The sequence below is a fragment of the Shinella sp. AETb1-6 genome, from assembly GCF_009826875.1.
GTDB lineage: Bacteria > Pseudomonadota > Alphaproteobacteria > Rhizobiales > Rhizobiaceae > Shinella > Shinella sumterensis.
Genome location: NZ_WUMM01000023.1, coordinates 25,663 through 37,602, shown reverse-complemented (window position 1 = coordinate 37,602; position 11,940 = coordinate 25,663). Strand labels below are relative to the sequence as shown.

11 protein-coding genes are annotated in these 11,940 nt (G+C 65.6%); 8 read left to right on the top strand and 3 right to left on the bottom strand.

From position 1 onward, the window contains the following. The first annotated feature begins 173 nt into the window (after nt 1-173). Both GR158_RS24295 and GR158_RS24290 read left to right on the top strand, forming a co-directional pair. Entirely contained in the window at nt 174-734 is a 561-nt protein-coding gene (locus tag GR158_RS24295; protein ID WP_160872950.1) for an AAA family ATPase, read from the top strand. Nucleotides 735-743: 9 nt separating this feature from the next. Next, nucleotides 744-1,208, top strand: a complete 465-nt coding sequence (locus GR158_RS24290) for a type II toxin-antitoxin system RatA family toxin (protein ID WP_160872949.1) — start codon at nt 744-746, stop codon at nt 1,206-1,208. Here the strand turns inward: GR158_RS24290 and GR158_RS24285 are convergent. The 3 genes from GR158_RS24285 to GR158_RS25545 are packed head-to-tail and all read right to left on the bottom strand — an operon-like array spanning nt 1,197 to nt 3,075. Beyond that, nucleotides 1,197-1,691 (bottom strand): CinA family protein, encoded by a 495-nt coding sequence (locus GR158_RS24285; RefSeq protein ID WP_134652150.1) that lies wholly within the window; start codon nt 1,689-1,691, stop codon nt 1,197-1,199. The two genes, GR158_RS24290 and GR158_RS24285, sit on opposite strands and share 12 nt — an antisense overlap. A 2-nt stretch (nt 1,692-1,693) precedes the next feature. Continuing rightward, entirely contained in the window at nt 1,694-2,905 is a 1,212-nt protein-coding gene (locus tag GR158_RS24280; RefSeq protein ID WP_160872947.1) for a bifunctional 2-C-methyl-D-erythritol 4-phosphate cytidylyltransferase/2-C-methyl-D-erythritol 2,4-cyclodiphosphate synthase, read from the bottom strand. 41 nt (nt 2,906-2,946) lie between these two features. After that, the gene (locus tag GR158_RS25545) at nt 2,947-3,075 is read right to left on the bottom strand and encodes a hypothetical protein (RefSeq protein WP_256365828.1); all 129 of its coding nucleotides are present in this window, start codon (nt 3,073-3,075) and stop codon (nt 2,947-2,949) included. Here GR158_RS25545 and dusB point away from each other — a divergent pair. The 6 genes from dusB to trkA all read left to right on the top strand — a co-directional run bounded on the left by dusB (nt 3,052) and on the right by trkA (nt 11,896). Beyond that, entirely contained in the window at nt 3,052-4,074 is a 1,023-nt protein-coding gene (gene dusB / locus GR158_RS24275; protein WP_160872946.1) for a tRNA dihydrouridine synthase DusB, read from the top strand. The genes GR158_RS25545 and dusB overlap by 24 nt on opposite strands. Then, on the top strand, nt 4,071-5,210 hold the full coding sequence (locus GR158_RS24270; RefSeq protein ID WP_160872945.1) for a nitrogen regulation protein NR(II): 1,140 nt from the start codon (nt 4,071-4,073) through the stop codon (nt 5,208-5,210). Before dusB ends, GR158_RS24270 begins: the two co-directional genes overlap by 4 nt. Beyond that, a complete protein-coding gene (gene ntrC / locus GR158_RS24265; protein ID WP_160872944.1) occupies nt 5,210-6,664 on the top strand; it encodes a nitrogen regulation protein NR(I) in 1,455 nt (484 codons plus the stop codon). Before GR158_RS24270 ends, ntrC begins: the two co-directional genes overlap by 1 nt. 198 nt (nt 6,665-6,862) lie before the next feature. Continuing rightward, nucleotides 6,863-9,136, top strand: a complete 2,274-nt coding sequence (locus tag GR158_RS24260; RefSeq protein WP_160872943.1) for a PAS domain-containing sensor histidine kinase — start codon at nt 6,863-6,865, stop codon at nt 9,134-9,136. Beyond that, nucleotides 9,126-10,490: a sigma-54 dependent transcriptional regulator gene (locus GR158_RS24255; protein WP_134652132.1), complete on the top strand. Its 1,365-nt coding sequence runs from the start codon at nt 9,126-9,128 to the stop codon at nt 10,488-10,490. The genes GR158_RS24260 and GR158_RS24255 overlap by 11 nt, the downstream gene beginning before the upstream one ends. Before the next feature lie 29 nt (nt 10,491-10,519). Beyond that, entirely contained in the window at nt 10,520-11,896 is a 1,377-nt protein-coding gene (gene trkA / locus GR158_RS24250; protein WP_134652130.1) for a Trk system potassium transporter TrkA, read from the top strand. Nucleotides 11,897-11,940 lie beyond the last annotated feature (44 nt).

Below are 11,940 nucleotides of genomic sequence, written 5' to 3'. Positions count from 1 at the left end.
GTCGTCGAGCCCGCTCACCCGATCCTCGCACCACGCCGGCGACGATTTCGCCCGCCTGCGCGCCGCGCGGGAGAAGAAGCTGCTGGCCGCCGCGGAATAGACTTTTGCGCGCCCATGCTTTAAGCCCCGCCGTCCTGCCGGACGGCGGGGTTTTTGGTTTCAGGAGGCTGGACATGACGATTGCGCTGGAAGAGGCGGCCGGACGGCTGAAGACCGCGGAGCGCGTGCTGGTCATCGGCTGCTCGGGCAGCGGCAAGAGCACGCTGGCGCGGCAGCTCGCGGATCATCTTTCGCTGCCCCACATTTCCATGGACCGGGACATCTTCTGGATGCCGGGCTGGCAGCAGCGGCCGCGGGCCGAGGCACTGGACAGGCTCAAGGCGCTTGTGGCGCAGGAGCGCTGGATCATGGACGGCACCAGCCCCGGCACGCTGCCGCTGCGCCTGCCGCGCACGCACCTTGTTCTGTGGCTGCGTCCGCCGCGGCTCGTTTCGCTCCACGGCGTGATTTCGCGCTGGCTGCGCTATCGGGGCCGGTCGCGACCCGAGATGGCCGACGGTTGCCCCGAGCGGATCGATGCGGATTTCCTGCGCTACATCTGGAATTTCGAGAAGACCGAAAGCCCTGAAATCGACGAGAACCTTGCGGCGTATGGCCGCGACGTGCCGGTTTGCGTGTTGAAATCGCGGCGCGACAATGACCGCCTACTTGCAAGAGTTCGCGCGGGTCATTAGCTCTCGGCCATGCCTCAGTTCGATACCCGCCGCCCGGTTCCCCACACGCCCGAAGAGATGTATGCGCTCGTCGCCGATGTCGAGCGCTATCCGGAGTTCCTGCCGCTCTGCGAGGCGCTGTCGATCCGCTCGCGCAAGGAGCGCGACGGCAAGGAACTGCTCGTGGCCGACATGACGGTGGGCTACAAGGCGATCCGCGAGACATTCACCACGCAGGTTCTGCTGAATGCGGCCGAACGGGCGATCGACGTCAAATATATCGACGGCCCGTTTCGTTATCTCGACAACCGCTGGCGCTTCGATGCGCTGCCGGGGGGCGGCTGCTCCGTGCATTTCTACATCGACTACGAGTTCAAGAGCCGCATTCTCGGCGCGCTGATGGGCTCGATGTTCGACCGGGCGTTTCGCATGTTCACCGAGGCCTTCGAAAAGCGCGCCGCGACGATCTATGGCGCCGCGTCTTCAATCGGCTGAGATTTCCGCGAGCATTTCGAGCGCGGTGCGCACCGTGGCGAGCCTGACGGCGCTGCGGCCGATATCGCCGTAGCGCATCTCACGGTGCAGAGGCTTGCGGCCGGTGCGCGCGGCGGCAAGATGCACGAGGCCGACGGGCTTCTCATCCGAACCGCCGCCGGGGCCGGCAATGCCCGTCACGGCGACCGAGATATTGGCGCCGGAATTGCCGATGGCGCCTTCGGCCATTTCCAGCGCCGTCTCTCGCGACACCGCGCCATGGGCCTTCAGCGTGGCGTTGGCGACGCCGATCATCTCGCGCTTGGCCTCGTTGGAATAGGTGACGAAGCCGCGGTCGAACACCGTGGAGGAGCCCGCGATCTCGGTGATGGCGCCGGCGATCAGGCCGGCGGTGCAGGACTCGGCCGTGGCGATCAGCAGGTTCTTCTTTTCAAAATCCGCGACGATGGCGCGGGCAGCGTCTTCGATGTCCTGAGGCCAGATGCTCATGCTTCGCTCCCCCTGTAGACCACGGTGGCCGTGGCGATGGCGGCGATGCCCTCGCGGCGGCCGATGAAGCCGATCTTCTCGTTGGTCGTGGCCTTCACCGAGCAGCGGTCGATGGAAATGCCGAGAAATTCCGAGAGGTTGCGGCGCATCGCATCGCGATGGGGGCCGACCTTGGGCGCTTCGGCGATGAGCGAGATATCGGCATTCATGATGGTGCCGCCGGCCTTGCGCACGATTTCGGCGGCGTGTTCGAGGAAGATGCGCGAGGCTGCCCCCTTCCATTGCGGATCCGATGGCGGGAAGTGATCGCCGATATCGCCGGCGCCGCAGGTGGCGAGCAGGGCATCGGTCAGCGCGTGCAGCGCGACGTCGGCATCGGAATGGCCGGACAGTTTTTGGTCGTGCGGGATGAACAGGCCGCACAGCGTCACGCCGTCGCCCGCGACGAGCTGGTGCACGTCATAGCCGTTTCCGGTGCGCACGTCCGGTAGAGCGTGGGAAAGGCGCTGGTCGGCCATGGCGATATCCTTCTGCAATGTAAGCTTGACGTTGCCGGCGCTGCCTTCGACGAGGTGCACCCGGACCCCGGCCCACTCGGCAATCGAGGCATCGTCGGTGAAATCGGTGCGGCCGGAGGCCGCCGCGCGGCGGTGGGCCTCCAGGATCGTTTCGAAATGGAAGGACTGCGGCGTCTGGGCGGCAAACAGGCCGGAGCGGGAGACCGTCTCGGCGACATTGCCGTTGGCATCGGCCCGCTTCAGCGTGTCGGCGACGGCGACGGCGGGAAGCACCGCCCGGGCACCGTGGTTGAAGGCGGTGAGGGTGCGTTCCAGGATGGCGGGCTCGACGAAGGGGCGGACGGCATCCTGGATGAGGACATGGCTGACGGCGTGGTCCGTCAGCACATCGAGCCCGGCAAGCACGGACTGCTGGCGCGTGGCGCCACCATGAACCACAGTCAATCGGCTGCCGGCCGGCGTTGCCGCCGCACGCGCCATCTCGAAGAGGACTGCGTCATCGGGGTGTATCACGACGACGATATGCCGGGCGGGCTGCCAATTGACAAACAGATCGAGCGTATGGGAGATCACAGGCTTTCCGCCGATACGACGGTACTGCTTGGGGCCTTCGGCATGGCTGCCGGCCCGCTCGCCGCGACCGGCGGCAACGATCACCACACCGCAGGAGTGCGCATTTTCCGCCTGCATTTCGGCTCCTTGCCTCCGGTATCAAAGCGTTTTGGGGTGGTTTAGCCGGAAGGATGCCGCAATTCCAGCGCTGACAGGAAAAATGCCACCGGCCTTGATTGCGGCTTGGCAAGAACGACAATAATGGCTAAAAATGATGCAAAGACATGACTTGCTTGAAAGATGAGCATTTGGCACTTCCAACCCTGTCAGCGCCGCTTGCGGTCGGTGGCCAGACCCTGAGGAACCGGGTTGTCCTTGCGCCGATGTCCGGCGTGACGGATCTGCCGTTCCGCGATCTTGCCTGGCGTTTCGGCGCGGGGCTGGTCGTGACGGAGATGGTGGCGAGCCGCGAACTGGCGCTGAATGCGCGCGAAAGCTGGTCGCGCATCCGCAATTGCGGCATCCGTCCCCATATGGTGCAGCTTGCCGGGCGCGAGGCGCACTGGATGGCGGAGGCGGCGAGGATCGCCGAAGGCGAGGGCGCCGATATCATCGACATCAATATGGGGTGCCCCGCCAAGAAGGTGATCGGCGGCTATTCCGGTTCGGCGCTGATGCGCGATCCCGATCATGCGCTGGGCCTCATCGAGGCGACCGTCCAGGCCGTGAAGGTGCCGGTGACGGTGAAGATGCGGCTGGGCTGGGACCACGATTCGCTGAATGCGCCGCATATCGCGTCCCGCGCCGAGGCTGCGGGTGTGGCGATGATCACCGTGCATGGCCGCACGCGCATGCAGTTCTACGAAGGGCGCGCGGACTGGGATGCGATCCGCGCGGTGCGCGACGTGCTGTCGATCCCGCTCATTGCCAATGGCGATGTCGATACGGCTGAAGATGCGCGGGAAATCCTGCGGCGCTCCGGCGCGGACGCCGTCATGGTCGGCCGTTCCGCGCAGGGCCGCCCGTGGCATCCCGCGGTGCTGGCCGGGGCATGCCCGCATCCCGGCGTGGACGAATGCGCATCGGTCGCCGTCGAGCATTATCGCATGATGCTGGGTTTCTACGGCGTCGAGGCGGGCCTGCGCCATGCGCGCAAGCATGTCGGATGGTATCTGGAGCGCTTTGCGCCCGGCCTTGCCGGGGCCGACAAGGCGGCGATCATGACCGCGCGCGACAGCGCCTTCGTGGCCGACAGGCTGGCGGCGGCGATCCTGAACGGTCCGGTAAAACTCGGAGAGGCCGCATGACGGAGAAGGCCGCAAACCCGAATGCGCCGGACCTGGCGCTCGCCGTGCTGAACGCCATCCAGAATCCGGTGATCATGGTCGATGGCGCGGGGCTGATGTCCTTCGCCAACTGGGAGGCGGAATCCTTCTTCGGGGCGAGCGCGGGTTATCTCGCCCGTCACAACATCGCAAGCGTCATTCCCTTCGGCAGCCCGCTTCTGACGCTGATCGACCAGGTGCGCGAGCGCCGTGCGCCGGTCAGCGAATACCGTGTGGACCTCAGTTCGCCGCGGCTGGGCGCCGACAAGCTCGTCGACCTCTATGTCGCGCCCGTCACCACCGATCCCGGTTCCGTCGTCGTGGTGATCCAGGAGCGCTCGATGGCCGACAAGATCGACCGCCAGCTGACGCACCGCGCCGCCGCACGCTCCGTGACCGGCCTCGCCTCGATGCTGGCGCATGAGATCAAGAACCCCCTGTCGGGCATCCGCGGCGCCGCGCAGCTTCTGGAGACCTCCGTCATCGACGAGGATCGCGCGCTGACGCGGCTGATCTGCGACGAGACGGACCGCATCGTCTCTCTGGTCGACCGCATGGAGGTGTTTTCGGACGAGCGGCCCGTCGACCGCGTGCCGATCAACATCCATTCCGTGCTCGATCATGTGAAGGCCGTCGCCAAGGCGGGTTTTGCACGGCACATCAAGATCACCGAGCTCTACGACCCGTCGCTGCCGCCGGTCTATGCCAATCGCGACCAGCTCGTGCAGGTGTTCCTGAACCTCATCAAGAATGCCGCGGAGGCCGTGGGCGACCGGGACGAAGGCGAAATCCAGCTGACGACCGCCTACCGGCCGGGCATCAGGCTGTCGGTGGCCGGAACGCGCGAAAAGATCTCGCTGCCGCTGGAATTCTGCGTGCACGACAACGGGCCGGGCGTGCCGGCGGACCTGGTGCCGCACCTGTTCGATCCCTTCATCACTACCAAGACGAACGGATCCGGACTCGGCCTTGCGCTGGTCGCCAAGATCATCGGGGGGCATGGCGGCATCGTGGAATGCGACAGCCAGGCCAACCGCACCACCTTTCGCGTGCTGATGCCTGCCTCGCGCGGCATCAGCGAAGACGACGACTTTCCCAAGACCAAAGGACATGATTGATGACAGGCGCCACAGTCCTCGTCGCCGATGACGATGCCGCGATCCGCACCGTGCTCAACCAGGCGCTCAGCCGGGCCGGCTACGACGTGCGCATCACCTCCAATGCGGCAACGCTGTGGCGCTGGGTCGCCGCCGGCGAGGGCGATATCGTCGTGACCGACGTCGTGATGCCGGACGAGAACGCCTTCGACCTTCTGCCGCGCATCAAGAAGGCGAGACCGGATCTGCCGGTGCTCGTGATGAGCGCGCAAAACACCTTCATGACGGCCATCAAGGCCTCGGAGAAGGGGGCCTACGACTACCTCCCGAAGCCCTTCGACCTGACCGAGCTCATCGCCATCATCGGCCGCGCGCTGGCCGAGCCGAAGCGCAAGCCCGCGCGGCTGGACGACGACACGCAGGACGGCATGCCGCTCGTCGGGCGCTCGGCCGCCATGCAGGAAATCTACCGCGTGCTCGCCCGTCTCATGCAGACGGACCTGACGCTGATGATCACCGGTGAATCGGGCACCGGCAAGGAGCTGGTCGCCCGTGCGCTGCACGATTACGGCAAGCGCCGAAACGGGCCCTTCGTCGCGATCAACATGGCGGCGATCCCGCGCGACCTCATCGAATCGGAGCTGTTCGGCCACGAAAAGGGGGCCTTCACCGGCGCGCAGAACCGCTCGACGGGCCGCTTCGAGCAGGCCGAGGGCGGCACGCTGTTCCTCGACGAGATCGGCGACATGCCGATGGATGCGCAGACGCGCCTGCTGCGCGTGCTGCAGCAGGGCGAGTACACCACCGTCGGCGGCCGCACGCCGATCCGCACCGATGTGCGCATCGTGGCGGCGACCAACAAGGACCTCAAGCAGTCCATCAACCAGGGCCTGTTCCGCGAGGATCTCTATTACCGCCTCAACGTCGTGCCGCTGCGCCTGCCGCCGCTGCGCGACCGGGCGGAAGACATTCCCGATCTCGTGCGGCATTTCGTGCAGCAGGCCGAGAAGGAAGGGCTCGACGCCAAGCGCTTCGACCAGGAAGCGCTGGAGCTGATGAAGGCGCATCCCTGGCCGGGCAACGTGCGCGAGCTGGAAAACGTCGTGCGCCGGCTGACCGCGCTTTACCCGCAGGACGTCATCACGCGCGAGATCATCGAGACGGAACTGAGGGCCGACATTCCCGACAGCCCGATGGAAAAGACGGTGGTGCGCTCCGGCCCGCTATCGATCTCGCAGGCCGTCGAGGAGAACATGCGTCAGTACTTCGCGAGCTTCGGCGACGGCCTGCCGCCGTCGGGCCTTTATGACCGCGTGCTGGCCGAAGTGGAGTATCCGCTGATTCTCGCCGCGCTGACCGCGACCCGCGGCAACCAGATCAAGGCCGCCGATCTGCTCGGCCTCAATCGCAATACGCTGCGCAAGAAAATCCGAGAACTCGGCGTTTCCGTCTATAGAAGCTCCCGCTCGGCTTGACTTGCCTGACGAAGGCGTTGCATTTTGGCCACAATCTGTTGCTTGAGGGTAACAGAGGGAGGCGGTCGGCTCGGTCCGCGCGCCCGTCCGTCACGACAGGGGCGCGGGCGCGCCTGACACACGGTCGGTACATCCCGGAAAACACGAGATAAAGCCTTCGTGCCTGGCAGGCGCGTGGCCGGGGAAGCGATGCGGCAGATGACGGAAGACGTTGACGTGCTTTCGCAGGAAGACACCGGAACGGTCATCGCGGATCGCCGCGCCTCGTTTGCGCTGCCCGGGCTGTTGCTCGCCGGCGGCGCGCTCGTCGCCGCCACGATCTCGCTGTTCATCCTGCTCGGCCTGACGCCGATCCGCCCGGAACCGAACGTCGTCATCGCCTCGGCGGCGATCAATGCCATCTTCATCGTCGGTCTGATGTTCCTGATCGGGCGGGAAATCGCGCGGCTGCTGCGCGCGCGCCGGCGTGGCCGTGCAGCGGCGCGCCTGCATGTGCGCATCGTGGCGCTGTTTTCCATCGTCGCCATAACGCCGGCCGTGCTGGTCGCGATCTTCGCCTCGATCACGCTCGATGTCGGCCTCGACCGCTGGTTTTCCATCCGCACGCAATCGATCGTCAGTTCCTCGCTCAACGTGGCGCAGGCCTACATGCTGGAAAATGCCAGCTACCTGCAGGGCCAGACGGTCTCGATGGCGAACGACCTCGACCGCAACCGCCAGCTCTACAGCCTCGACCGCTCCGGCTTCATCGAACTCATGACGCGGCAGGCGCGCGGGCGCGGCATGCTCGGCGCCTTTCTGCTCAGGGCCGACGGTTCGCCGATCCTCCAGGCCAATATCCAGGTGGAGGGGGAGCTTCCGCCGGTCCCGCCCGATGCGCTGCGCGCCTCTGCCGCCGGCCAGCCGACGCTGATCCCGCCGGGCATGACCAACCTGGTCGGCGCGATCATCAAGCTGGAAAACATCTCCGACGCGTTCCTCTACACGATCCGCACCGTCGACCCCGAAGTGATGCGCTCCATGCGGCTGATGGAGGAGAACACCGCGGAATACCGCGCGCTGGAATCCGGCCGCACCCCGCTTCAGGTCGCCTTCGGGCTGCTCTATCTCGGCTTCGCGCTGATCGTGCTGCTCGCCGCGATCTGGACGGCCATCGCGATCGCCGACCGTATCGTGCGGCCGATCCGCCAGCTGATCGGCGCGGCCGACAGCGTCGCCTCGGGCAATCTCGACGTGTCCGTCCCGGTCCGCACCGCCGATGGCGACGTCGGCAATCTCTCGCGTACCTTCAACAAGATGATCTCGGAAATCCGCATCCAGCAGGCGCAGATCCTCGATGCGAAGGACGAGGTCGACGATCGCCGCCGCTTCATCGAGGCGGTCCTGTCCGGCGTGACGGCGGCCGTCATCGGCGTGGAGGGCGACGGGCGCGTGACCATCGTCAACACCTCCGCCGAGATCCTGCTCGGCCGGGATGCCGCCGACCTGATCGGCAAGCCGCTGTCGGAGGTGGCGCCGGAAATCGCGGCGGTGCTGGCCGAGGGCGCCACGCGCTATCGCAACGACCACCGCCGCCAGATCAACATCATGCATGGCGGCAAGGAGCGGACGCTGAACGTGCAGGTGACGCGCGAGGAAACCAAGGACGCGCAGGATTCGCACGTCGTCACGATCGACGACATCACCGATCTCGTCATCGCCCAACGCTCGACCGCCTGGGCGGATGTGGCGCGTCGCATCGCCCATGAAATCAAGAACCCGCTGACGCCGATCCAGCTTTCGGCCGAGCGCATCCGCCGCCGTTACGGCAAGCAGATCGACCAGGAAGACCGCGCGGTGTTCGACCAGTGTACGGATACGATCGTGCGGCAGGTGGAGGATATCGGACGCATGGTGGACGAGTTCTCGTCCTTCGCGCGCATGCCCAAGCCGACGAAGGAGCGCTCGGACCTGCGCACCATCCTCAAGGACGCCGTATTCCTGCGCGAAATGGGCAACAACCATGTCTCCTTCGAAAAGGATTTCGGCGAGGTGCCGCTGACGGGGCTCTTCGACCAGCGCATGCTCGGGCAGGCCTTCGGCAATCTCATCAAGAACGCCGTCGAGGCCATCGAGGCCGTGGCGCCGGATGCCGGGAGGGCGCAGCCGAGGGTGTTCGTGCGGGCCGTCGCGGACGATCCGGGCCGGCGTTTCGTCGTCGATGTCATCGATAACGGCAAGGGCCTGCCGACCGAGAACCGGCATCGCATTCTCGAACCCTATATGACGATGCGCGAGAAGGGCACGGGCCTCGGCCTCGCCATCGTGAAGAAGATCATCGAAGACCATGGCGGGCAGCTGGAATTGCATGATGCCCCCGCGGATTTCGATCACGGCCACGGGGCGATGATCCGCGTGATCCTGCCCTATGAGGAAACGGTGGCCGTCGATGCGGACAAGAATAAGAGCAAGGAAGTAAGCCATGGCGTCTGATATTCTCGTAGTGGACGACGAAGAGGACATCCGCGAAATCGTTTCCGGCATCCTGTCGGACGAGGGGCACGAGACCCGCACCGCCTTCGATAGCGACAGCGCGCTCGCCGCCATCAGCGACCGCGTGCCGCGCCTCGTCTTCCTCGACATCTGGATGCAGGGCTCTAAGCTCGACGGGCTTGCGCTGCTCGACGAGATCAAGAGCCGCCATCCGGACCTGCCGGTCGTGATGATTTCGGGCCACGGCAATATCGAGACCGCCGTCTCGGCCATCAGGCGCGGCGCCTACGATTTCATCGAAAAGCCCTTCAAGGCCGACCGGCTGATCCTGATCGCGGAACGGGCGCTGGAGAACTCCAAGCTGCGCCGCGAGGTGACGGAGCTGAAGAAGCGGTCGGGCGATCCCGTCGAGCTGATCGGCACGTCCGTCGCGGTCTCGCAGCTGCGCCAGAACATCGAGAAGGTCTCGCCGACCAACAGCCGCATCATGATCCTCGGCCCGTCCGGTTCCGGCAAGGAACTGGTGGCGCGCATGATCCACCGCAAGTCGAGCCGCGCGAACGGGCCGTTCGTCGTCCTGAACGCGGCGGCGATCACGCCGGAGCGCATGGAGATCGCGCTCTTCGGGACCGAGGGAACGCCCGGCCAGCCGCGCCGGACCGGCGTGCTGGAAGAGGCGCATGGTGGCATCCTCTATCTCGACGAGATCGGCGAAATGCCGCGCGAGACGCAGAACAAGATCCTGCGCGTGCTGGTTGACCAGCAGTTCGAGCGCGTCGGTGGCTCCAAGCGGGTCAAGGTCGATGTGCGCATCATCTCGTCCACCGCCTACAATCTCGAAAGCCTGATCGCCGAAGGCGGTTTCCGTGAGGACCTCTATCACCGGCTGGCCGTCGTGCCGCTGCGCGTGCCGCCGCTCGCGGAACGGCGCGAAGACATTCCCTTCCTCGTCGACATGTTCATGCGCCAGGTCAGCGAGCAGGCCGGCATCCGCGCCCGCAAGATCGGCGACGATGCGCTGGCGGTGCTCCAGGCGCACGACTGGCCGGGCAATATCCGCCAGCTGCGCAACAATATCGAGCGTCTGATGATCCTCGCCCGAAGCGACGGCCCGGATACGCCGATCTCGGCAGACATGCTGCCGACGGAAGTGGGCGACATGCTGCCGAAGATTTCCACGCAGGGCGACCAGCACATCATGACGCTGCCGCTGCGCGAGGCGCGCGAAATGTTCGAGCGCGACTACCTGATCGCCCAGATCAACCGCTTCGGCGGCAATATCTCCCGCACGGCCGAATTCGTCGGCATGGAGCGCTCGGCGCTCCATCGCAAACTGAAATCGCTTGGCGTATAAGGCCCTAAGGCGATTCTGGGGTTCAGGGCATGAAGGTCATCATCTGCGGCGCCGGACGCGTCGGCTACGGTATCGCGGAACGCCTCTCGCAGGAGGGCAACGATGTCTCCGTCATCGACAACAAGGCCTCGCTGATATCTGCCATCACCGATACGCTGGATGTCAGCGGCGTCGTGGGCCACGGCGCGCATCCGGAGGTGCTGGCCAAGGCCGGCGCCGACCAGGCCGACATGATCATCGCCGTGACGCTCTACGACGAGATCAACATGGTCGCCTGCCAGGTGGCGCACTCGCTGTTCAACGTGCCGACCAAGATCGCCCGCATCCGCTCGCAGAGCTATCTCGCGCCTGAATATTCCGACCTCTTCTCCCGTGAGAACATGCCCATCGACGTCACCATCTCGCCGGAGGTGGAGGTGGGCAAGATGGTGCTGCGGCGCATCTCGTTTCCCGGCGCCACCGATGTGGTGCGCTTCGCCGACGATCGCATCGTCATGGTCGCCATCGAATGCATGGAGGATTGCCCGGTCGTCGAGACGCCGCTGAAGCAGCTGAGCGAGCTTTTCCCCGACCTGAATGCCACGGTGACCGGCATCGTTTCCAACGGGAAGCTGTTCGTGCCGAGCTCGTCCGACCAGCTCCATTCCGGCGATCTCGCCTATGTCGTGTGCGACAAGGGGCATGTGCGGCGCACGCTCGCTTTGTTTGGCCATGAGGAGCAGGAGGCGGCGCGCATCGTCATCGCCGGCGGTGGCAATATCGGCTACTTCGTCGCCCGCGCCATCGAGGACTACCAGCCGAAGACGCGGCTGAAGATCATCGAGAGCGACCGCGAGCGGGCCGTCGCCGTTGCCGACAAGCTGCGCAACACGGTCGTCCTGCACGGTTCGGCGCTCGACCAGAAGATGTTGCTCCAGGCCGATATCCAGGACGCGGACCTGATCGTCGCGCTCACCAACAACGACCAGATCAACATTCTCGGCAGCGTGATGGCCAAGCGCCTCGGCTGCAAGCAGAACCTCGTCCTGATCAACGACCCGAGCTACGAGGATTTCACCAAGACGCTCGGCATCGACTCCCACATCAATCCGCGCGCGGTGACGATTTCGGGCATCCTCCAGCATGTCCGCAAGGGGCGTATCCGCTCGGTCTATGCCGTGCAGAAGGGCGCGGCGGAGGTGATCGAGGCGGAGGCGCTGGAGACCTCGCTGCTCGTGGGAAAGCCGCTGCGCGAAATCGAGCTGCCGGCAGGCATCCGCATCGGCGCGGTCTACCGCGAGGGCACGGTCATCCGGCCGGATGGCAACACGAAGATCAAGGCGAAGGACCGGGTCGTGCTGTTTGCTGCGGCCGCATCGGTGCGCCATGTCGAGCAGCTCTTCCGCGTCAGTATCCAGTATTTCTAGACCGCCATACCGGGACACGCGGCCCGCGTCCCGTCCGCATCGCA

Coding starts and splice junctions, on each gene's coding strand:
- GR158_RS24295 (WP_160872950.1), top strand. CDS start 174: ATGACGATTGCGCTGGAAGAGGCGGCCGGACGGCTGAAGACCGCGGAG.
- GR158_RS24290 (WP_160872949.1), top strand. CDS start 744: ATGCCTCAGTTCGATACCCGCCGCCCGGTTCCCCACACGCCCGAAGAG.
- GR158_RS24280 (WP_160872947.1), bottom strand. CDS start 2,905: ATGCAGGCGGAAAATGCGCACTCCTGCGGTGTGGTGATCGTTGCCGCC.
- dusB (WP_160872946.1), top strand. CDS start 3,052: ATGACTTGCTTGAAAGATGAGCATTTGGCACTTCCAACCCTGTCAGCG.
- GR158_RS25545 (WP_256365828.1), bottom strand. CDS start 3,075: ATGCTCATCTTTCAAGCAAGTCATGTCTTTGCATCATTTTTAGCCATT.
- GR158_RS24270 (WP_160872945.1), top strand. CDS start 4,071: ATGACGGAGAAGGCCGCAAACCCGAATGCGCCGGACCTGGCGCTCGCC.
- ntrC (WP_160872944.1), top strand. CDS start 5,210: ATGACAGGCGCCACAGTCCTCGTCGCCGATGACGATGCCGCGATCCGC.
- GR158_RS24260 (WP_160872943.1), top strand. CDS start 6,863: ATGACGGAAGACGTTGACGTGCTTTCGCAGGAAGACACCGGAACGGTC.
- GR158_RS24255 (WP_134652132.1), top strand. CDS start 9,126: ATGGCGTCTGATATTCTCGTAGTGGACGACGAAGAGGACATCCGCGAA.
- trkA (WP_134652130.1), top strand. CDS start 10,520: ATGAAGGTCATCATCTGCGGCGCCGGACGCGTCGGCTACGGTATCGCG.